Source organism: Pseudonocardia sp. NPDC049154 (assembly GCF_040648315.1).
Taxonomy (GTDB): Bacteria; Actinomycetota; Actinomycetes; order Mycobacteriales; family Pseudonocardiaceae; genus Pseudonocardia.
This window is the reverse complement of sequence record NZ_JBEZDN010000012.1, coordinates 55,341-76,237: the sequence shown is the minus strand read 5'-3', so window position 1 is coordinate 76,237 and position 20,897 is coordinate 55,341. Positions and strand designations below refer to the sequence as shown.

The following is a 20,897-nucleotide window of genomic DNA, read 5'->3' as shown; positions in this document are numbered from 1 at the left end:
GGGGGAGGACCGGGTCCTCCGGTCCTTCCCCCGCTCGGGTCGGCCCCGCCCGCGCACCGGGCCGGCCCCGCAGTCCGTCGCACCCGCGGGTCCCGGGGTCCTCCGCGACCATCACCGTCCAATGTGGAGTGATGGAGGGACCCCGCCCGCGGGTGCTGCCCAACCGAACCGAGAGGTGGTCCTCCCTTGGGCGAGAAACACGTGGTGCGCTTCGAGCCCGTCGGCATCGAGATCGAGGTCGACGAGGATCAGACGATCCTGCGCGCCGCCGCCGAGAACGGCGTCCAGCTCATGCACGGCTGCAAGGAAGGGCAGTGCGCGGCCTGCAAGTCCTTCGTCCTCGAGGGCGAGGACATCGAGCTCGACAGCTACTCGACGTTCGCGCTGCCGGACTACGAGAAGGAGGAGGGCCAGACCCTCCTCTGCCGGGCGCACGCCTACGAGGACCTGACGATCGAGCTCCTCAACTACGACGAGGAGATCATCCGGAGCGGACTGCCGCTGCGCCGGGGCGTGGTCGAGGTGGTGTCCAACGAGGCGGTCACCCACGACATGCGGCACCTGGTCGTGAAGCTCCTCGAGCCGAGCGAGATCAAGTTCTTCCCCGGCCAGTACATGGACTTCGTCGTCCCCGGTACCGAGGAGACGCGGTCCTTCTCCATGGCGAACACCCCCAACCGCGAGGGGATCTACGAGTTCGTCATCAAGATCTACCCGGGCGGGCTGTTCTCCGAGCACCTGGCGGACAAGATCCAGGTGGGGGACCGGCTCGACGTGGAGGCCCCGTTCGGGACCTTCACGCTCCGGGAGAACCGCACGTCGAACCTCATCTTCGTGGGCGGCGGGGCCGGCATGGCCCCCGTGCTCGGACTGCTGCGGTCCATGGCCGAGCGCGGGGTCGAGCGCAAGGCGACCTTCTACTACGGGGCCCGCACCGCCCGCGACCTCTGCTTCGAGGACGAGCTCCACGAGCTCGCCGCGAAGATCCCCGACTTCCGCTACGTGCCCGCCCTGTCCGAGCCGGCGGAGGGCGAGCCGTGGGAAGGCCACACCGGCCTGATCACCGAGGTGGTCGAGGCCCTCGAACCGACGCTGGAAGGAGCAGATGCCTACGTCTGCGGTCCGCCGCCCATGGTCGACGCGGCGATCGCGACGCTGACCGCACTGGGCGTGCGCGAGCAGAACATCTTCTACGACAAGTTCACCACGACCGGTGAGCAGGAAGGCCAGGACGGGCAGTGACCACCACAGAGAGCAATCCCTCCGCCCCGACCGAACGCAGCGTGCCGAAGCCCGTGTTCACGGACGCCGAGGCGGGCGCGAAGGAGTTCCCCGACTCGAGCCCCGCCGCGCGGCGCTACAACTACTTCACCCCGGCGAAGCGCAAGCAGACCCACTACGAGGACGTGACCGTCGAGGTCCAGCCGGACCCGAGGCACTACCTGTCGCAGGGGTGGATCTACGGCTTCGCGGACGGGAGCAGGGGCTACCCGCTGCACTGGACGAAGCTCAAGGCCTGGGGCGTCGACGAGCCGGAGCCGCCGCGCGGCGTCGGGACCGGCTCCATGCACGTCCAGAACTGGCCGGCCCACGGCTGGCACGAGTTCCGTGACCCGAACGAGGAGTGGGAGCAGACCCTCTACCGGTACAACGCCAACGTCGTCCGGCAGCTCACCCAGAACGTCGAGAACGCCCGCAACGCCAAGGCCTTCGACCTCTGGACGCCGAACTGGATCCGCTTCGTCGAGCGCAACGTCGGCGCGTGGATGCACATCGAGCACATCCTCGGCCTGTACGTGTTCGCCGCGAACGAGCGCTCCGGCCCGACGAACATGCACAACACGGCGATGGCGGTGAACAGCGCGCACAAGATCCGCTTCGCCCAGGACCTCGCGCTCTACAACCTGACCCTGACCGAGGAGATCGACGGCTTCGACGGCACCGCGCACCTGGAGGCCTGGAACTCCGACGTCGAGTGGCAGGGCGCCCGGAAGGTCACCGAGGCGCTCACCGCCGTGCAGGACGACTGGGGCGAGGCCATCTTCGCCGCCAACATCGTGTTCGAGCCGCTGATCGGTGAGCTCTTCCGGTCCAACCTGGTCATGCAGTCCGCGGCCGGCAACGGCGACTTCGTGACCCCGACGGTCATGGGCGCCGGGGAGTTCGACTACGCCCAGCGCGACCTTCGCTGGACGGTCTCCTGCTTCGCGCCGCTGGTCCTCGACAAGGAGTTCGCCGACCACAACAAGGCTCTGATGCAGGGCTGGCTGTCGAACTGGGTGCCGCAGGTGCTCGAGGCGGCCCGCACGATGCAGCCGATGTGGTCCCAGGCCGACCACAAGCCTCCGAGGTTCGAGGACTCCCTCGACCGTGCCAAGAACCGGTTCGCGGGCATCTGCCGCGACCTCCATCTCGACACCCCCGAGGAGCTGAAGCAGTGACCACGTTCAAGACGGCAGAGAGCCCGTTCAAGTCCGACAACACCGCCTCGAACATGTGCGGCTTCACTCTGATGAACAGCCAGGTCGGGGCGCTGATCGCCAACGTCCTGGCACGGCTGGACAACGTGAAGGTCACTCCGCTCCCGTCGATGATCCGCGTCGACGGGAAGGACAAGTTCGAGGTCGTCTACGCCGACGTCGACGAGGAGGCGGGTGAGGACGAGGACTGGTTCAACGCCGCCGAGTTCGAGGAGGCGATGTCCACCCACTACGGCCGCATGGTCCACCTCGACGACCGCACGATCATGTTCGCCAACCCCGAGGACGCGGCCGAGTACCTCGACTTCGACCTGAAGCCGATCCAGTAGGAACGCCGCTCCTCACCCCCGCAGGTGGCGGCGGTCGCAGCGCCGCCGCCACCCGCGGGTTCGTTGATCCGCACCCGCGCCGCAGACCAACGCAGTTCGAGACAGTCCGGGAGGACCGTAGTCATGGCCAAGGAACTCAAGTTCGGCGTGGACGCCCGGAGGGCGCTCCAAGCCGGGGTGGACCAGCTCGCCGAGGCCGTCAAGAGCACGCTCGGCCCGAAAGGCCGTAACGTCGTCCTGGAGAAGATCACCGGCACGCCCGAGGTGACCAACGACGGCGTGACCATCGCCCGCGAGATCCACCTGCGCGACCCCTTCGAGAACATGGGCGCGCAGATCCTCAAGGAAGCGGCGATCAAGACCAACGACACGGTCGGGGACGGCACCACCACGGCGACCGTGGTGGCCCAGGCCATCGTCCGCGAGGGCATGAAGGCCATCCAGTCCGGCGGGAACCCGGTGCTGGTCAAGCGGGGCATCGACCTCGCCGTCGGCCGGATCGTCGAGCGGCTCGCCGCCGTGGCACACCCCGTCGACTCGCTCGAGCACCTGTCCCGCGTGGCCGCCATCTCGGCGAACGACGACGAGACCATCGGCTCGGTCATCGCCAAGACCCTGCACACCGTCGGGGACGACGGCGTGATCTCCGTCGACGACGGCCCGGTCCTCGGGCTGACCGTGAACTTCGTCGAGGACTTCGAGTTCGACAACGGCTACGTCTCGCCCTACCTGGTCACCGACCCGGGCTCGATGACGGCCGTCCTGGACGACCCGTACATCCTGCTGTCCGCCGAGAAGATCACGGACGTCCGGCAGCTGATGCCGGTGCTCGAGAAGCTCATGCGGGACCCGCGGCCGCTGGTCATCGTGGCCGAGAAGGTCGAGGGCACCGCGCTGCAGATGCTGGTGCACAACCACGTCAACGGGCACCTCAAGGTCACCGCCATCCAGGCGCCCGGGTTCGGCGAGAAGCGCATCCACCTGCTGGAGGACCTGGCCGCGCTGACCGGCGCGAAGGTGCACTCCAAGGCGTCGAGCTTCGCGCTGGAGCAGATGACGACCGAGCACCTCGGCCGGACCACGCAGGTCCGGGCGACCAACGAGCAGTGCGTGTTCATCGGCGGGCACGGTTCGAAGGAGGCCGTCGAGCGGCGGCTCTCGCAGCTGCGGGCCGAGATGGCGCGCGCGACGATCGGCACGGACGAGGACTGGCTCAACGACCGCATCGCCCGGCTCTCCGGCAAGGCCGCCATCATCTCCGTGGGCGCGCCGACGAACGCCGAGCTCAAGGAGATCCGGCACCGCGTCGACGACTCGCTCCAGGCGACCCGGGCCGCCATGGCCGAGGGCATCGTCGCGGGCGGCGGGGCGGCGCTGCTGCACGCCGAGTCCGCGCTCGACGGGCTGGAGGTGGACGGCGACTACCGGATCGGCGTCGAGATCGTGCGGGCCGCGCTGTCCGAGCCCGTGCACCTCATCGCCTCCAACGCCGGCTACGACGGTTCCGACGTCGTCAAGCAGGTCACGGACCTGGGCGTCGACGAGGGCTTCGACGCCCTGCAGGGCCGCTTCGGCGACATGGTCGAGATGGGCATCATCGACCCCCTCCGGGTCGTCCGCTCCGCCCTCCAGAACGGCGCCTCCGTCGCCGGCCTGATCCTCACCACCAACTCGCTGGTGGCCGAGGAGGTCACCCCCTGGAACAAGAGCCTGATGACCGAGTTCGGGCCGCTGGACGAGGGCATCCCGCAGCCCAGCCCGGACTCGTCGACGCCGCAGTCCCTGGGCCTCGGCCCGTCGGTGGGCTGAGCGGAGAGGCGCGGTGTACGAGGTCGGCGGGGAGCGCTACGTCGTCGTCGACGCCCACGTGCACGCGTGGGACGGCAGCCCGCACAACCAGGCGGGCCCGGCGGGCGAGCAGTTCGTCGCCGACCTCCACCACCGGCACCGCGCCCTCGACCGGTCGCCCCGGCCGATCCCGTTCGACGAGTTCGCCGCAGTCGGTGAGCGCTCCCTGGTCACCGACCTGCTGGGCAGAGGACACGTCGACCGCGCGGTGCTGCAGCCGCTGGGGCTGGGGTCGTTGTTCGTCCTCGGGTTCGCGCCGTCGGCGTGGTCCGCGGAGCTCGTGGAGGGACTCGCCGGCCGGTTCGCCGTGACCGGCGAGCTCGACCCGGCGGACGAGGGCGGCCGCCGCGGGATCGCCGCCCGGGTCCGGCGCGAGGACCTCCGCGGCCTGTCGCTGACGTCCGGGACCCGCCCGGAGGCCCGTCTCGAGCTCGACGACCCGGCCCTGCGCCGGGCGCTCGGGCGGGCCGAGCAGGCGGGCGCCGCCGTGGTGCACCTGGGGGTCGGGGCGGTCGCGCATCCGGCCGCCGGGGCCCCCGTCTGGAGCCACGGCGGCGTCCCGGAACGTCCGACGGGCTCCGGCCGGGTCCGCGCGCGCTGGCCGAGCTGGGCCGAACCGGTGCGTTCCGGCTCGGCCCTGCCCGTCCGGGAGCGCGACGCCCGGCCGGCACCCGCCGGGCGCATCGACCCCGGGCAGGTCCGGGTGCTGGTCTCGGCGCTGCCGCGGGTGCGTTTCGTGCTGGGCGCGGGCTGGCTGCCGACGCCGGTCCTGACCCGGCTCGCCCAGCTGCCCGGGGTGCACGTGCTGCTCACCGAGGTCCTCGCCGGCCTGCGGACCCATCCGCGCGAGGCGGGGGAGGCGCTCGACGCGTTGCTGGCCGCGTTCGGGCCGGAGCGGCTGCTGTTCGGCAGCGGGTACCCGCTGGTGCGCCCGGAGCGGCTGGTCGGGGAGACGGCGTCGGCGCTGCTCGCGCGGGGGCTCGGCCCCTCCGCGGTGCAGGCCGTGCTGGGGGCCAACGCGGCCCGCCTCTACCGGCTGCCCGTGCCGGAGGCGTTGGTCGCGCACTCCGTCGCCCGCGCCCGCTGACCGACAGACCCCGGACACACCGACGGCCCGGCCCCCGAGGGGTCCGGGCCGTCGGCGCGTGTGCGGTCAGCCGGCGGACGAGCCGCCGTCGCCCGTCGTGGGCGGCGGCGTTGCGCCGCGCGTGGACGAGGGCGCCCCGGCCATCGCCGGCTCGCGCTCCGGCACGTAGTGGTCCGTACCCGGGATGCGGGTCGGGTGCGAGATGTCGAGCCCGGCCGTCTCGGGCATCTTGATCAGCGGGTAGATCGCCACGGCGGCGGAGAGCATCAGGTAGAAGGCGGGGATGTAGGTGTTCCCGGTCGCGGCGATGAGGCTCTCGTTGATCAGTGGCGCCGTACCGCCGAAGGCGGCCGTCGAGGTCGCGTAGCCGATCGAGAAGCCGCCGTAGCGGTTGCGCGTGGGGAACATGGCCGGCAGCGCCGAGCCGATCACCCCGAGCATCATGACCAGCTGCAGGCCCAGGATGGCGATGCCGATCGTGACGGGCAGCCAGCTCTTCTGGCTGATCAGCCAGAAGGCCGGGAGGGCCAGCACCAGCGTGCTGATCGCCGAGCCGAGCAGCAGCGGCTTGCGGCCGATCCTGTCGGACAGCCGCCCGATCGGCGTGATGATCACCATCATGATCAGCATGACGCCGATCAGCACGAACAGCGCCTCGGTCTCGTCGATGTCGATCGTGTCCGTGAGATAGCTCGGCATGTACGTCAGCAACGTGTAGTTGGCGACGTTGAGCAGCATGACGAAGCCGATGAGATGCAGGATCTGCGGCCACACGTTGCGGCAGACCTCGCGGAAGGGCGCCGAGGTGGTGGTGTGGTCCTGCTCGGCGGCGCGGAAGGCCGGGGTGTCCTCCAGCTTGGACCGCAGGTAGAAGCCGACGAGGCCGAGCGGCCCGGCGACGAGGAACGGGATGCGCCAGCCCCAGCTGTTGAGCGCCTCCTCGGACAGCCCCAGCTGCACGGCGGTGGCCAGGATGGCGCCCAGCACGGTGCCGGCGAGGGTGCCGAACTCGAGGAACGACCCGAAGAAGCCCCGCCGCTTGTGCGGGGCGTACTCGGCGATGAAGGTCGCCGCGCCGCCGTACTCGCCGCCGGTGGAGAAGCCCTGCACCAGCCGGAAGGTCAGCAGCAGGATCGGCGCCGCGAGCCCGATGACGGTGAAGCTCGGCAGCAGGCCGATGAGGAAGGTCGCGCCCGCCATCAGCACGATCGTCACGGCCAGCACCTGGCGCCGGCCGTACCGGTCGCCCAGCGGGCCCAGGATGATCCCGCCCAGCGGCCGGAGCACGAAGGGGATCGCGATCCCGGCGAACACGAAGATCGACTGTGCCGTGGGACTGAAGTCCGGGAAGAAGTTCAGCCCGATCTGCGTGGTCAGGTAGGCGTAGACGGCGTAGTCGAACCACTCGACGCCGTTCCCGATGGCCGCACCGGCCACCGCCTTCTTCACGGTCGCCGGGTCGGCCTCCTCGACCTGGTGCCGGTTCCCGTGACCTTCCGCGTTGGATTCGCTCATCACGTCCCCCGTGTCGGTTGACGGACCACGCTAGGTGAGCCGATCGCTTCCCGCAGGGCGTGGCGGCGGGACGACCAGCCGGTAAACCTGACCGCCGGGGCCGGTACCGGGGGACTCCTCCCGACCTGAGAGGCCGGTCACGGCCGAATGTCCGCTACGCGGGGTGACGGGTGCCCCACCGTCCGACGGGCCGGAACCCGCAGGTGGGCGCGGTCCATACGTACGTCCAACACGGTCGTCCGTCGGGCGCGGTGATCCGGACGCGCACGTAGTCGGGGCCCTCGAACCGGTCGAGCAGGGGAAGGAGGGCGGCCGGGTCCCGCAGCGGGACGACGTGGCCGGGCACGCCGGGCCCGGCGTCGCGGAGCATCGCGGGGTAGCCGAACCCGGTGTCGAGCAGCGTCCCCGGGACCGTGACCGGCTCGGTGGGGCCCGCCGCGGCCTCCGCCAGCAGGTGCCACGAGCGCTCGCCGGGCTGGAGGGTGCCGTAGACGAACAGCCGGGCGGGCCAGGCGTCCGGGTCGGGCGCGCCCGCCAGCGTGGTCGCGTCCAGGCCGTCCGACGGGGCGCGGTCGCCCTGCAGCACGCGGGCGGCGGTCTGGGGGAGGTCGGTGCAGCGGACCGGCTCGCCGTCGACGAGCAGCGGGCGGCGGATGCCGGCCAGCCCGACGTACGCGAGGACGTCGTCGAGCAGGGAGCCGTCCTCGGTGCGGACCGCGCCGGTGTGCACGCGGGCCAGGCGGTAGCGGCCGGAGGACCGGCCCTCGCACACGTCGAGCACGGCGACCTGCTCGGGCGTCGCGAACCACACGGAGTGCTCCTCGACCAGGCCGGGGGCGGCGGCCAGCACCGCCGGCCGCTGGTCGTCGACCACGCGCAGGCCGTGCGCCCACACCGCGGCGAGCCCCGTCGTCCGGGCCCGGAGCACGACGACGGGGCCGGCCAGCCCCAGCTCGCGGCGCAGCCAGCCGATCTTCGCCGGGTTGCGGTTGGAGCCGTAGGTCAGCAGCGGGACGCGGGCGGCCAGCGGCGGCGCGCCGCGCCCGGCGAGCCAGGCGTCGAGGTCGGGGCCGGTGCCGGGACCGGGGTCAGGGGCAGGGCCGGTGCCTCCCACCCGCCACGAGGAGCGGGCGGACGGGTCGGGGGTCAGGGCGAGCCCACCGCCGTCGACGTGCACGAACGAGCGTTCCGGCACCACCCCCGGGTACGGCGCGGCGGGGTACGCGGCGTCGGGGAAGTCGGGGGGCATCCCCCGCAGTATGGAGCGGGATCGCGCTCCCCGGCTCGTCAGCGACCCTGCTGAGCGTTGAGCCGGGCGGCCTGGCGCGTCAGGTGGTCGCGCTCGGCGAGGTTCGGGGCCTTCCGGGCCGCCTCGGCGTACAGCCGCGCTGCCGTTCCCGGGTCGCCGTCGCGTTCGTGCAGGTAGGCCGCCACCGCCGTGTGGCGCGGGAGCGTGTCGTCGAGCGCCGCGAGCGCCGCCAGCCCGGCGCGCGGTCCGTCGGCCTCGCCGACCGCGACCGCGCGGTTGAGCCGGACGACCGGGCTGTCGGTCAGGCGCACGAGCTCGTCGTACCACTCGACGATCTGCACCCAGTCGGTCTCCTCGGCGGTCCGCGCGTCGGCGTGGAGGGCCGCGATGGCCGCCTGGGCCTGGAACTCGCCGAGGCGGTCGCGGGCCAGCGCCGCCTGCAGGATCGCGACGCCCTCGGCGATCGCTCCCGTGTCCCAGCGGCCGCGGTCCTGCTCGGCCAGCGGCACCAGGCTGCCGTCGGGCGCGGTCCGGGCGGCGCGCCGGGCGTGGTGGAGCAGCATCAGCGCCAGCAGCCCCGCCACCTCGGGATGGTCGATCGCGGCCGCGAGCTGCCGGGTGAGCCGGATGGCCTCGGCGGCGAGGTCGACGTCGCCCGAGTACCCCTCGTTGAAGACGAGGTAGAGCACGCGGAGCACGGTCGCGACGTCGCCGGGCCGGTCGAACCGCACCTCGGAGACGGTGCGCTTGGCCCGGCTGATGCGCTGCGCCATGGTCGCCTCGGGCACGAGGTAGGCCTGGGCGATCTGGCGGGTGGTCAGCCCGCCCACGGCGCGCAGCGTGAGCGCGACCGCGGACGACGGCGTCAGGGACGGGTGGGCGCACAGGAAGTACAGCTGGAGCGTGTCGTCCGTCGCGGGCACGGAACCAGGCCCCGACCCGGAGGCCGGCTCCGCCGGGTCGACAGCGACGAGGTCCTCGCGCCGGCGACGGGCGGCCTCGGAGCGGGTCGCGTCGAGGAACTTGCGCCAGGCCACCGTGACCAGCCAGCCCTTCGGGTCCCTCGGCGGGTCGGCCGGCCAGACGTGCAGCGCCTCGACGAGCGCGTCCTGCACGGCGTCCTCGGCCGCCGCGAAGTCGGCTCCGCGACGGACGAGGACCCCGAGCACGCTCGGCGTGAGGCGCCGGAGCAGGACCTCGTTCACCGGCGAGGTCACTCCGTCACGGTGGGCGTGTGGGTCAGGAACGGCCGCACCTCCAGCCACTCGTGGATCGGCTCGCCCCCCTTCCCGGGGGCGGCCGACAGCTCCCCGGCCAGCTCGAGGGCGCGCTCGTAGCTGTCGACGTCGATCACCATCCAGCCGGCGATGAGGTCCTTGGTCTCCGCGAACGGGCCGTCGGTGACCGGCGGGCGCCCCTCGCCGTCGTACCGGACGAACGTCCCCTCGGGGGCGAGCGCCTGGCTGTCGACGAACTCGCCGGTCCCCTCGAGCCGGGTCGCGAAGTCCTGCATGTATTGCACGTGCGCCGAGATCTCCTCCGGCGTCCACCGGTCCATCGGCACGTCGTTGACCGCCGCCGGCGCGCCACGGTAGTGCTTGAGAAGCAGGTACTTGGCCATCGTGTCCTCCTCGGTCCGTCGTGACCCCGTCGTGGTCACGTTCACCGCGGGGACGGTGCCGGTCCCGGGTTATCGACATCCTCGCCGAAAGATTCCGGAACTCGTCGTCGGCCCCGGAGGAGGCGGGCCACCGGACCGCGCGGCGAGGCGACCAGCGCCACGACGAAGCAGGCCGTGCACACCAGCCCCATCGCGCCGGCGATCGAGCTGTCGAAGGTGAGCGCCAGGACGTGCCCGGCGACCGCCCCCACCCACCCCACGGCGACGGCGACGGCGACCATCGCGGCGAGGCTGCGGGTCACGAGGAAGGCCGTCGCGGCGGGGACGATCAACATCGTCACGACGAGGATCGCGCCGACCGCCTCGAATGCCGACACGGCGGTGATCGCGACCGCGACCAGCAGCAACCGGGACAGCAGCCGCGGCCGGAGTCCGGTGACCCGGCCGAAGTGCGGGTCGAAGGTCGTGGCCCGCAGCTCCTTCCACAACGCCGTGACCAGGATCAGGTTGAGCAGCACGACCACGGTGAGGACCACGCCGGACCGGGCGAGGTCCACGCCCCCGACGGTCACGACGTCGAACGGGGTGAACGCGATCTCGCCGTAGATCGTGGAGTCGAGGTCCAGGTGGATGTCCGAGGCGTACCGGGTGATGCCGAGGACGCCGAGCGAGAACAGCGCGGGGAAGACGAGCGCGATCGCCGCGTCGGAGGCCACGAGCCCGGTCGCCCGGACGGCGTCGATCCCGAGCACGCAGAGCACGGCGAAGGCGGCGGCGCCGGCGACCACCGGCACCGGCGCCCGCGTCTCGGCGATGAGCCACACGGCCACGATGCCCGGCAGCACGGCGTGGCTGACGGCGTCGGCGAGCAGGGCCATCCGGCGCAGCACGAGGAACGGGCCGAGCAGCCCGCACGCGGTCGCGGTCAGGCCCGCGACCAGCACGATCGTGAGGTCGTCGGCGGTCACCGGCCGCCCCCGTCCAGCCCGGCGCGTTCCCGCAGCTCGGCGAGCGCCTCCGGGTCGAGGGTGCCGACGAGGTCGAGCGGGTCGGGCTCGCGGGCGTCGCGCAGCCTGATCTGCGGGCCGTGGTCGAGCCAGGCCCGCCAGAGCGCCAGGTGCTCGGCGACGGCGGCCCGCTCCCGCCGCCCGGCTGGCGTCAGCGCGCCGTCGGTGGTGAGCAGGCCCGCCGAGACGAGCCGACGGCGGGTGCGGGGGTCGGCGGTGCCCGGGTCCTGCAGGGCCGTGGCGCGCCGCGCGGTGCGGCGGCGCCGGGCGAGCCGCAGCCGCCGCGACAGCACGCCGCGTCCGGGGGCCAGGACCACCGCGAGCAGGGCGACGGCCACCCCCACCAGCACGACGACGGGCCCGGTCGGCAGCTGCCCGCGGGTCGCGAGCAGCGCGCCCGTGACCCCGACGACCGCGCCGACGACCCCGGCCAGCACGAGCACGTGCGGGAAGCGGTCGGCCAGCTGGCGTGCGGCGACCGTCGGCACGGCCAGCATCGCGACCATGAGGATCGCGCCGACCAGCCGCACCCCGATCACCACGGCCGCGACGAGGAAGGCCGTCACGGCGATCTCCATCGCCCGCGTCGGCAGCCCGATCGCCGCCGCGTAGGCGCGGTCGAACAGCGTGGCGGCGAGCGCGCGGCGCAGCACCACCACCGCGGCCACCCCGACGGCGCCGACCGCGGCCATCACCGCGACGTCGCGTTCCAGCAGGCCCGCGGCCTGCCCGAACAGGAAGCTCTCCAGGCCCGCCTGCTGCGCGTTGCCGCCCGCGGTGATGTGGGTGAGCAGCACGATGCCCAGGGAGAAGAACCCGGACAGCACCACGCCGATCGCGGTGTCCGGCCGCAGCCGCGAGCGCTCGACGGCGACCATCAGCAGGGCCGCGACCAGCCCCGCGACGGCGGCGCCCGCGAGCAGCCCGGCGACCTCCTTGGTGCCGAGCACGAGGAAGGCCACGCAGACGCCGGGCAGCGTGGAGTGCGCGATGGCGTCGCCCACCAGGGAGCGGCCGCGGAGCACCGCGAACGAGCCCAGCACCCCGCTCGTCACGCCGAGGACGAGCGCCCCCGCGACGACGACCGTGTCGGTGTAGGGCAGGCCGAACAGGGCGCTCAGCCGGTCCACACCGGCGTCCCCTCGGGCAGACCGGCCCCGTACGCCCGGCGGACGGCGTCCTCGGTGAGCACCTCCGCGGTCGGCCCGCAGCCCAACGCCCGGACGTTGAGCAGCAGCACCCAGTCGAAGGCGCTGCGGACCTGCGCGAGGTCGTGGTGCACGACGACCGTGGAGCCGCCCTCGTCGGCCAGCGTGCGGAGCAGCTCGAGCAGGTCGGCCTGGGTGCGGGCGTCGACGCCGGCGAACGGCTCGTCCATGACCAGCACCTCGGCCTGCTGCGCGAGCGCCCGGGCGAGGAAGACGCGCTGCCGCTGGCCGCCGGAGAGCTGACCGATCTGCCGCCGGGCGAGCGGGGCCATGCCCACCCGGTCCAGGCACTCCTCGGCGATCCGCCGGTCCGCGCGCCCGATCCGCCGGAACCAGCCGGCCGCCCGGTAGCGGCCCATCGCGACGACCTCGGCCACGGTGATCGGGAAGTCCCAGTCCACGGACTCCGCCTGGGGCACGTACGCGAGGTTCTCCAGCGCCGCCCGGCCCTGGACGCCGGCGATCCGGACCGTGCCGGCGTCCGCCGGGACCAGCCCGAGGGCCGCCTTGAGCAGGGTCGACTTGCCCGCGCCGTTCGGGCCGACGATCGCCGACAGCGCGCCGCGCGGGAAGGTCGCGTCGACCTGCCACAGCGCGGGCGCGGCCCGGTAGGACACGGTGAGCGCGGAGATCTCCAGTGCGTGCATCCTCACCCTTCCCGGCCGGGCGCCCCGAGGGCGCTCGCGATCAGCTCGGCGTTCCTGCGGACCATGCCCGTGTACGTGCCCTCCGGCGTCCCGGGCTCGCCGGCGGAGTCGGTGTACAGCTCCCCGCCGATCGACGCCCTGAACCCCCGCTCGGCGGTCGCGGCGAGCAGCGCGTCGACGGTCTGCCGCGGGACCGAGGTCTCGATGAACGCCGCGGGGACCCGGCGGGTGGCGAGCAGCTCGGCGACCCGCTCGACGTCGGCCGTCGTGGCCTCGGCGGCCGTGGAGATGCCCTGGATGGCGGCGACCTCGATGCCGTACCGCCTGCCGAAGTAGGCGAACGCGTCGTGCGAGGTCACGAGCAGGCGCTGGGCGGGCGGGATCGCGGCGATCCGCTCGCGGACCTCGGCGTCGAGCGCGGTCAGCTCGGCGAGGTAGGCGCCGAGGTTGACCCGGTAGACGTCCGCGTGCTGCGGGTCGAGCGCGGAGAGCCGGTCCGCGATCGTGCGGGCCTGGTCCTCCCACAGCGCGACGTCGAACCAGACGTGCGGGTCCGGCTCGGGCGAGCCGGGGTGGGTGAGCAGCGCGGTGCGCGGGATCCCGTCGGTGACGGCGGCGGTGGGCTGCCGCGCGGCGAGGTCGGCGAGCAGGTCGCCCATCTTCCCCTCCAGGCCCAGACCGCCGTAGAGGATGAGGTCGGCGTCGCGCAGCAGCTTGACGTCCCGGGCGCTGGCCTTGAACAGGTGCGGGTCGACGCCGGGCCCCATCAGGCCGGTGACCTGCACGCGGTCGCCGCCGATCCGGTGCACGGCGTCGGTGATCATCGTGGTGGTCGTGGTCACGCGGACCTGGCGTTCGGCGACCGGGACGCGGTCGGCGGTCACGGTCCGGGCGGCACAGCCGGAGCCGAGCAGGCAGGCCGCGGCGAGCAGCACCAGTGCCGTCCACCTGCGCCGACCCACCATGTAGACCCGCCTATCTCACTGGTGAGAGCACTCTACGAAGTCAGGTGAGCATAGGGTGCGACCCCCGCCCGTGGTGTCTCGTTCTGAGAAGGTTCCTGCGTGTCCTCCACCACCGTCCCCCGGGACCTGCCGCCGACGATCACCTGGGAGCGCGACCGGATCGTGCTGGTCGACCAGACCCGGCTGCCCGAGCTGCACCGGGTGGAGGTCACGACCGTCGACGGGCTGGTCGACGCCATCCGGCGGCTGGTGGTGCGCGGGGCACCCGCGCTGGGCGTCGCCGGGGCGTACGGGGTGGCACTGGCCGCGCGCTCGGCGGCGAACGGGGGCGGGGACCTGGCCGGGGACGCCGAGCGCATCGCCTCCGCCCGGCCCACCGCCGTCAACCTGCGGCGGGGCGTGGAGCGCGCCCTCGCGGCCCCGGACCCGCTGGCGGCCGCACACGCCGTCCGGGACGAGGACGTCGCCGCCTGCCGGGCGATCGGGGCGCGGGGCGCGGCCCTGCTCGGCGAGCTGTGCGGGGAGCGCCCGCTGCGGCTGCACACCCACTGCAACGCCGGTGCGCTGGCCTGCGTGGAGTGGGGGACCGCGCTCGGGGTCGTGCGGTCGCTGCACGCCTCGGGGCGCGTGGAGCTGGTGGTCGCGGACGAGACGCGGCCGCTGCTGCAGGGCTCGCGCATCACCACCGTCGAGCTGCAGGCGCTCGGCGTGCCGCATCGCGTGGTCGTCGACGGCGCCGCGGCCTCGGTCATCGCGCGGGGGCTGGTCGACGCCGTGGTGGTCGGGGCGGACCGGATCGCCGCCAACGGCGACGTCGCCAACAAGATCGGGACCTACCCGCTGGCCCTCGCCGCTGCACGGGCCGGGATCCCGTTCGTCGTCGCGGCGCCGGAGACCACGGTCGACGCCGCGACGCCCGACGGGGCCGCGATCGAGATCGAGGAGCGGGACGCGGCCGAGGTCGTGGCCGGGGCGGACGCGTGGAACCCGGCGTTCGACGTCACGCCCGCGGACCTGGTCACCGCGATCGTCACCGACACCCGCACCTGGCGGCCATGAAGACTGCCGCCTTCCGGCTGATGCTCGTCGTGACCGTCCTCGGGTTCGGCGGGCACGCGCTGCTGCTGCCGGTGCTGCCGCTGTGGGTCAGCCGGGCCGGCACGGGCGAGTTCGGTGCCGGGACGACGACCGGGGTGCTGATGGCCACGACCGTCGCCACCCAGCTCGCGGTGCCGGCCCTGCTGCGGCGTGTCGGCTACCGGGTCGTGCTCGGCGCGGGCCTCGTGCTGCTCGGGGCGCCGACGCCGTTCCTGCTGCTCACGGCCGAGCTCGGGCCGGTGCTGCTGATCTCCGCCGTCCGCGGGATCGGGTTCGGGCTGCTCACGGTGGCCGGCAGCGCGCTGGTGGCGGAGCTGGTGCCGCCGGCCGAGCACGGGCGGGCGACGGCGCGGTACGGGTACGCGATCGGGATCCCGCAGCTGTTCCTGCTGCCGCTCGGCGTCGCGACGGTCGACCTGCTCGGGTTCGTTGGTGTGTTCCTGGCGGCCGGGATCGCGCCGCTGCTGGGCGCGGCGGCCACGCCGTTCCTGCGGACCGACCGGCCGGTGCGCGCCGAGCCGAGCGTCCAGGACCCCGCGGAGATCGGTACGGAGATGGTCCGGACTTGGCGTGCCGGCACCGGGCCGATGGCGGCGATGCTCGCCTGCTCGCTGGCCCAGGGCGGTCTGGTGACCTTCCTGCCGCTGGTCGCGCCGGCCGCGAGCGCGACCGCCCCGCTGGCCCTGTTCGCCGTCGCGGTCGGCGGGATCCTCGGCCGCGGGCTCGCCGGCGGGCTGGTCGACCGGCGCGGCCCGGGCCGCCTGCTGCTGCCCGGCACGCTGCTCGCCGCGGCGGGGATGGGGGTCGAGGTCCTGTCGGTCGGCGGCGCGGGCTGGCTGCTGGTCGGCGGCGCCTTCGCCGTCGGTGCCGGGTTCGGGCTGGTCCAGAGCGACTCGCTGGTCTCGCTGTTCGCCGTCGCCGGGCCCGCCCGCTACGGCGCCGCCAGCGCCGCGTGGAACATCGGGTTCGACGCCGGCACCGGCGCCGGGTCGAGCGGCCTCGGCGCGATCGCCGAGCCCTTCGGCTTCCGCGCCGCCTTCGGTGCCGCCGCCCTCCTGCTCCTCGCGGTCCTGCCCCTCACCCGCCGCCCCACCCCGTGAGCGGCAACTGCCCCTAGAGGGGCAGTACGCACTCACGACCCCCACCGACCAGGCCGTGTGCCGGTGGATGGACGGAAACCCCACGTCGCCGGGGGTCGTGAGCGGCAGGTGACCCTCTAGGGGCAGTGGGCACTCACGGGGTCAGTGGCCGCGGGCGATCCACTCCTCGAGGTGCGGTGCCTCGGAGCCGATGCTGGTGGAGTCGCCGTGCCCGGTGCGGACCTCCGTGTCGCCGGGCAGGGGCAGCAGGGTGCTGCGGATCGAGTCGATGATGGTGTCGAAGCTCGAGTAGGAGCGGCCGGTGGCGCCGGGGCCGCCCTGGAAGAGCGTGTCGCCGGTGAACACCGTCTTCAGCTCCGGCGCGTAGAGGCAGGTCGAGCCGGGGGAGTGCCCCGGGGTGACCAGCGCGCGGAGCTCGATGCCGCCCGCGGTGATGATCTGCCCGTCGGCGATCTCCTGGTCCGGGGACCGGTTGGGGTGGGTCATCTCCCACAGCGGCGCCTCGGCCGGGTTGAGCAGGATCGGCGCGTTGAACGTGTCCGCCAGCCGCGGGGCCTGGTTGACGTGGTCGTCGTGCGCGTGGGTGCACACCACGGCGACCACCCGGCGCCCGGCGATGATCTTGCCGATGGCCTCCGGGTCGTGCGCGGCGTCGATCACGACGACCTCGTTCTCGTCGCCGACGACCCAGACGTTGTTGTCGACCTCCCAGGTGCCCCCGTCGAGCGAGAACGTCCCGTGCGTGACGACGTGGTCGATCGGCCCCTTGTGGAGGCCCTCGGGAGTGGCCATCAGAGGACCACCACCGAGCGCAGCACGTCGCCGTGGTGCATCTTCTCGAAGGCGGTCTCGATGTCGTCGAGCCCGATCTCCTCGGAGACGAACTTCTCCAGCGGCAGCCGGCCCTGCAGGTGCAGGTCGACCAGGTAGGGGAAGTCGCGGGAGGGCAGGCAGTCGCCGTACCAGCTGGACTTGAGCGCGCCGCCGCGGCCGAAGTACTCGATCAGCGGCAGCTCGGGGGCCTTCAGGTCCGGGGTCGGGACGCCGACCAGGACGACGGTGCCGGCGAGGTCGCGGGCGAGGAAGGCCTGCTTCCAGGTCTCCGGGCGCCCGACCGCGTCGACGACCACGTCGGCGCCGAACCCGTCGGTCGCGGCCTGGATCGCCTCGACCGCGTCGGTCTCGCGGGCGTTGACGGTGTGGGTGGCGCCGAAGCCGCGGGCCCACTCCAGCTTCCGGTCGTCGGTGTCCACGGCGATGATCGTGGTGGCGCCGGCCAGGTTCGCGCCGGCGATCGCGGCGTCGCCCACGCCGCCGCAGCCGATGACGGCGATCGAGTCGCCGCGGCCGATGCCACCGGTGTTGATCGCGGCGCCGATGCCGGCCATCACGCCGCACCCGAGCAGGCCGGCGACCTGGGGCTTCACGGCCGGATTGACCTTGGTGCACTGCCCGGCCGCGACCAGGGTCTTCTCCACGAACGCGCCGATGCCCAGGGCCGGGGACAGCTCCTGGCCGGACTTCAGCGTCATCTTCTGCGTGGCGTTGTGGGTGTTGAAGCAGTACCAGGGCTTGCCCTTCTTACAGGCCCGGCACTGCCCACAGACCGCGCGCCAGTTGAGGATCACGAAGTCACCGGGGGCGACGTCGGTGACGCCCTCGCCGACGGACTCCACGATCCCGGCGGCCTCGTGGCCGAGCAGGAACGGGAACTCGTCGTTGATCCCGCCCTCCCGGTAGTGCAGGTCGGTGTGGCAGACCCCGCACGCCTGGATCTTCACGACCGCCTCGCCGGGACCGGGGTCCGGGACCACGATCGTCTCGACGGAGACCGGCTTGCCCTTCTCGAGGGAGACGACCCCACGGACCTCTTGCGCCATGCTTCTCACTCCTGTGTCGGGTCCACGCCGCGCGGGATGCGCGCATCGTGACCCTTTCATGGATCGGACGCGAGGTGCCCGGCGTCCCTGCCGCGGATCGTCCCCCGGAGGAGGGAAGCCCGCTCAGCCTGCGAGGTCGAGCGGGCGCAGCCAGATACCGTTCTTGGTCTGCACCAGGTCCAGCCCACGGGGGTCGGTGCACGCACCCTTCGGCCGGTGCGCGTCGAAGAGCCTGGCGTCGTCGAACACCGCGCCGCAACCGCCGAACCGGCGGCAGCAGTGGGCGCGGTCGGCGCCGACCCACGACGAGCCGCAACAGGTGATCCGGATCAGCTCGGTCGACGCCACGGCGGCGAGGGTACGTGCCGGCCCCGACAGAACCGGGCGCCGGTGATCACCTCGCGGGCGGGTCGTCCCCACCGCCCCGATCGACGAGCGTCCGGATCACCTCGTCGGCGTAGGCCTGCAGCCCCTCGCCGCGGGGGGCGAGGGCGGGCGTCGCGTGCGCGAGCTGGGCGTGCCCGAGGTAGGCGGTGTAGGCGAGCAGGCTGCGGCGCTCCGCCTCGGCCGCGGGGAAGCCGAGCCCGGTGAACAGGGCGGTCAGGTAGGCGAGCCGGCGCCGGGAGACGCGCTCGAGCACCGGCGCGACGAGCGGGTGCCCGGCGTTCCCCTGCAGGCCCAGCTCCACGGCGTTGCCCGCCCGCTCGGTGGTCGCCCCCAGGACCAGCAGCAACAGGGCGCGCAGCCGGGCGAGGGGCTCGGGCCTGGCCTCGACTGTGCGGATGACCTCCTCGGTCTCGACCCGCTCCCAGCGGTCGAGGGCGGCGGCCAGCAGCTCGTCGCGGGACCGGAAGTGCCAGTAGAAGCTGCCCTTGGTGGCGCCGAGCCGGGCGGCGAGCGGCTCGACGGCGACGGCCCGCGTGCCGCCCTCGGCCAGTGCCCGCAGGGCGGCGGCGGCCCAGTCGTCCGCGGTCAACGTCCTGCGTCCGGCCCTCGACATCGCCGTACGCGCGCGCTCGGCACCGAACCCGCGCGGCCGGCGCGCTGGTCCCCACTGGTCCGGGTGCTCCGACTGGTCGACCGGCGGCCGCGGGCAGCCGCCGTCCCCGCGCCGGACACCGCGCTGCTGCGTGGGGCGTTGCCGCGGGTCGACGCCGCCGACGCCTACGCCGTGCCCGCGCCGGACGGCGCGCCGACCGACCCGCAGGCCTGGGCGGACGCGGTGTTCCGCCGGGCGCCGGCCTGGGTCGCGGTCCTGCTGGCCCTGCGCCAGGCGCTGGTGGGGCTCGTCGGGATCGAGCGGGGCGACCGGTCCGCCTTCGACACCCTGCGCCGCACGGACGACGAGGTGCTCCTGCGCACCGACGCCGGCCACCTGGACTTCCGGGCCTCGGTCCTGCGCGAGCCCGGGCGCGTCGTGCTGAGCACCGTCGTGCGGATCCGCGGCGGCCGCGGCCGGCTGTACTGGGGCGTGGTGCGGCACCTGCACCCGGTCGTCGTCCGGTCGATGCTCGCGGCGGCGGCGCGCCGGTTGTCGCCGGGCGCACCCGCACGGTCGACCATGACGGGTGGAACCGCACATCCGGGGTAGCGTGCCCGGCATGACGCGGACGGCCGCCGACCTGCTCCCGCCGGACCCGCCGCTGGGCACGGCACTCGGCGTCGTCGCCGGGTCGGGGCGCCCCGGGCCGTCGCGGATCGTGGCACCCGCCGGGACCGCGTACATCGACGTCGGCACGCTCGCCGCGGCCCAGGACGGGCCCCATCCCGGCCTCCTTTCCGAGCCCACGCTCGACGGCCTGCTCGCGGCCGGCCGGCCGGCGTGGCGGGAGGTCCGGGAGTGGCTGGCCTCGTGGCTGGCCGACCCCGAGCGGCTGGCGCCGTACGCCCTGCCGCACGCCGGCGTCGTGCCGGTGCTGCCCTTCACCGTCGCGGACTACGTCGACTTCTTCGCCTGCGAGCAGCACGCGGCCAACGCCGCCGCGATCGCGAAGCCGGGCGCCACGGTGACCCCGAACTGGAAGCACCTCCCGGTCGGCTACCACGGCCGCGCCGGCACGGTCTACGTGAGCGGCAGCCCCGTCGTCCGGCCCGCCGGTCAGCGCGGTCCCGGCGACCTGGGCCCGACGAAGGCGCTGGACTTCGAGGCCGAACTGGGCTTCGTCCTCGGCGGCGCGAGCAGCGGGCCGGTGCCGCTGGAGGAGGCGCTCGACCACGTCTTCGGCGTGGTCCTGCTCAACGACTGGTCGGCGCGCGACCTCCAGTCCTGGGAGTCCCGACCGCTCGGCCCGCTCCTGGGCAAGTCCTTCGCGACCTCGATCTCCGCCTGGATCACCCCGCTCGACGAGCTGGCGGGCGCCTGGACCGAGCCGCCCGCCCGGGACCCGCAGCCGCTGCCCTACCTGCTGGGCAAGGCCGACCGGGGGCTCGACGTCACCCTCGAGGTGCGGCTGAACGGCGAGCGGATCTCCACCCCGCCCGGCGGCGACCTGTACTGGACGCCGGCCCAGCTCGTCACGCACCTGACCACGAACGGCGCCCCGATCCGGCCGGGCGACCTGCTCGGCTCCGGCACCGTCTCCGGGGCCCGCCGCGACCAACGCGGCTGTCTGCTCGAGCTGACCTGGGGCGGCCGGGACGAGTTCGCGCTGTCCGACGGCACCACCCGCCACTACCTCCACGACGGCGACGAGGTCTCGATCGTCGCCAGCGCCCCGCGGCCGGACGGCGGCCGGTTCTCCCTCGGAGAGGTGCGCGGCACGGTCCTGCCCGCCGGCTGACGCCGCTGCGCCGGGCGGCGGAACGGCGGTAACGACGCGCGGCGTATCAGCGAGAGTGTCGTCACTGTCAGAGGACACGTCGG

General features: G+C 73.8%; 21 protein-coding genes. 9 read left to right on the top strand and 12 right to left on the bottom strand.

All coding sequences use genetic code 11. The features are described from left to right. Nucleotides 1-186 precede the first annotated feature (186 nt). The 5 genes from AB0B41_RS09530 (at nucleotide 187) to AB0B41_RS09510 (ending at nucleotide 5,744) form a co-directional block, all read left to right on the top strand. A complete protein-coding gene (locus AB0B41_RS09530; protein WP_358200897.1) occupies nucleotides 187-1,242 on the top strand; it encodes an FAD-binding oxidoreductase in 1,056 nt (351 codons plus the stop codon). Continuing rightward, on the top strand, nucleotides 1,239-2,441 hold the full coding sequence (locus tag AB0B41_RS09525) for a toluene hydroxylase (protein WP_358200895.1): 1,203 nt from the start codon (nucleotides 1,239-1,241) through the stop codon (nucleotides 2,439-2,441). The genes AB0B41_RS09530 and AB0B41_RS09525 overlap by 4 nt, the downstream gene beginning before the upstream one ends. Then, entirely contained in the window at nucleotides 2,438-2,809 is a 372-nt protein-coding gene (gene mimD / locus AB0B41_RS09520) for a propane 2-monooxygenase effector subunit MimD (RefSeq protein WP_358200892.1), read from the top strand. Before AB0B41_RS09525 ends, mimD begins: the two co-directional genes overlap by 4 nt. 123 nt (nucleotides 2,810-2,932) lie before the next feature. Beyond that, complete coding sequence (groL, locus tag AB0B41_RS09515; protein WP_358200890.1) at nucleotides 2,933-4,618, top strand: chaperonin GroEL; 1,686 nt, start codon at nucleotides 2,933-2,935, stop codon at nucleotides 4,616-4,618. Between the two features lie 13 nt (nucleotides 4,619-4,631). Further along, nucleotides 4,632-5,744, top strand: a complete 1,113-nt coding sequence (locus tag AB0B41_RS09510; protein WP_358200888.1) for an amidohydrolase family protein — start codon at nucleotides 4,632-4,634, stop codon at nucleotides 5,742-5,744. Between the two features lie 66 nt (nucleotides 5,745-5,810). Here AB0B41_RS09510 and AB0B41_RS09505 read toward each other — a convergent pair whose 3' ends face one another. The 8 genes from AB0B41_RS09505 to AB0B41_RS09470 form a co-directional block, all read right to left on the bottom strand. Then, nucleotides 5,811-7,259, bottom strand: a complete 1,449-nt coding sequence (locus AB0B41_RS09505; protein ID WP_358200886.1) for an MFS transporter — start codon at nucleotides 7,257-7,259, stop codon at nucleotides 5,811-5,813. Nucleotides 7,260-7,413: 154 nt separating this feature from the next. Further along, nucleotides 7,414-8,508, bottom strand: a complete 1,095-nt coding sequence (locus AB0B41_RS09500) for a gamma-glutamylcyclotransferase family protein (protein WP_358200883.1) — start codon at nucleotides 8,506-8,508, stop codon at nucleotides 7,414-7,416. A 38-nt stretch (nucleotides 8,509-8,546) separates the two neighbouring features. After that, nucleotides 8,547-9,713 (bottom strand): DUF6596 domain-containing protein, encoded by a 1,167-nt coding sequence (locus AB0B41_RS09495; protein ID WP_358200970.1) that lies wholly within the window; start codon nucleotides 9,711-9,713, stop codon nucleotides 8,547-8,549. 8 nt (nucleotides 9,714-9,721) lie between these two features. After that, the gene (locus tag AB0B41_RS09490) at nucleotides 9,722-10,129 is read right to left on the bottom strand and encodes a YciI family protein (protein WP_358200968.1); all 408 of its coding nucleotides are present in this window, start codon (nucleotides 10,127-10,129) and stop codon (nucleotides 9,722-9,724) included. Nucleotides 10,130-10,170: 41 nt separating this feature from the next. Beyond that, nucleotides 10,171-11,097, bottom strand: a complete 927-nt coding sequence (locus AB0B41_RS09485) for a metal ABC transporter permease (RefSeq protein WP_358200881.1) — start codon at nucleotides 11,095-11,097, stop codon at nucleotides 10,171-10,173. Next, on the bottom strand, nucleotides 11,094-12,266 hold the full coding sequence (locus AB0B41_RS09480; protein ID WP_358200879.1) for an iron chelate uptake ABC transporter family permease subunit: 1,173 nt from the start codon (nucleotides 12,264-12,266) through the stop codon (nucleotides 11,094-11,096). The genes AB0B41_RS09485 and AB0B41_RS09480 overlap by 4 nt, the downstream gene beginning before the upstream one ends. Beyond that, nucleotides 12,254-12,991 (bottom strand): metal ABC transporter ATP-binding protein, encoded by a 738-nt coding sequence (locus AB0B41_RS09475; protein WP_358200877.1) that lies wholly within the window; start codon nucleotides 12,989-12,991, stop codon nucleotides 12,254-12,256. The genes AB0B41_RS09480 and AB0B41_RS09475 overlap by 13 nt, the downstream gene beginning before the upstream one ends. 2 nt (nucleotides 12,992-12,993) lie before the next feature. Further along, the gene (locus AB0B41_RS09470) at nucleotides 12,994-13,926 is read right to left on the bottom strand and encodes a zinc ABC transporter substrate-binding protein (RefSeq protein WP_358200875.1); all 933 of its coding nucleotides are present in this window, start codon (nucleotides 13,924-13,926) and stop codon (nucleotides 12,994-12,996) included. 129 nt (nucleotides 13,927-14,055) lie between these two features. Between AB0B41_RS09470 and mtnA the strand changes: the two genes are divergently transcribed. Both mtnA and AB0B41_RS09460 read left to right on the top strand, forming a co-directional pair. Next, nucleotides 14,056-15,015 carry an S-methyl-5-thioribose-1-phosphate isomerase gene (gene mtnA, locus AB0B41_RS09465; protein WP_358200873.1) on the top strand — a complete coding sequence of 320 codons (960 nt, stop codon included), beginning with the start codon at nucleotides 14,056-14,058 and terminating at the stop codon, nucleotides 15,013-15,015. Next, complete coding sequence (locus AB0B41_RS09460; RefSeq protein WP_358200871.1) at nucleotides 15,012-16,154, top strand: MFS transporter; 1,143 nt, start codon at nucleotides 15,012-15,014, stop codon at nucleotides 16,152-16,154. The genes mtnA and AB0B41_RS09460 overlap by 4 nt, the downstream gene beginning before the upstream one ends. Before the next feature lie 141 nt (nucleotides 16,155-16,295). Here the strand turns inward: AB0B41_RS09460 and AB0B41_RS09455 are convergent, their stop codons facing one another. The 4 genes from AB0B41_RS09455 to AB0B41_RS09440 form a co-directional block, all read right to left on the bottom strand. After that, nucleotides 16,296-16,946, bottom strand: a complete 651-nt coding sequence (locus AB0B41_RS09455) for an MBL fold metallo-hydrolase (RefSeq protein WP_358200869.1) — start codon at nucleotides 16,944-16,946, stop codon at nucleotides 16,296-16,298. Further along, nucleotides 16,946-18,034, bottom strand: a complete 1,089-nt coding sequence (locus AB0B41_RS09450; protein ID WP_358200867.1) for an S-(hydroxymethyl)mycothiol dehydrogenase — start codon at nucleotides 18,032-18,034, stop codon at nucleotides 16,946-16,948. The genes AB0B41_RS09455 and AB0B41_RS09450 overlap by 1 nt, the downstream gene beginning before the upstream one ends. A gap of 123 nt (nucleotides 18,035-18,157) precedes the next feature. Further along, nucleotides 18,158-18,382, bottom strand: a complete 225-nt coding sequence (locus tag AB0B41_RS09445) for a hypothetical protein (protein WP_232873270.1) — start codon at nucleotides 18,380-18,382, stop codon at nucleotides 18,158-18,160. Between the two features lie 46 nt (nucleotides 18,383-18,428). Beyond that, a complete protein-coding gene (locus AB0B41_RS09440; protein WP_358200865.1) occupies nucleotides 18,429-19,010 on the bottom strand; it encodes a TetR/AcrR family transcriptional regulator in 582 nt (193 codons plus the stop codon). Between the two features lie 87 nt (nucleotides 19,011-19,097). Between AB0B41_RS09440 and AB0B41_RS09435 the strand changes: the two genes are divergently transcribed. Beyond that, entirely contained in the window at nucleotides 19,098-19,625 is a 528-nt protein-coding gene (locus AB0B41_RS09435; RefSeq protein ID WP_358200862.1) for a DUF2867 domain-containing protein, read from the top strand. 10 nt (nucleotides 19,626-19,635) lie between these two features. Continuing rightward, nucleotides 19,636-20,814 carry a fumarylacetoacetate hydrolase family protein gene (locus AB0B41_RS09430; protein ID WP_358200860.1) on the top strand — a complete coding sequence of 393 codons (1,179 nt, stop codon included), beginning with the start codon at nucleotides 19,636-19,638 and terminating at the stop codon, nucleotides 20,812-20,814. Nucleotides 20,815-20,897: the final 83 nt, after the last annotated feature.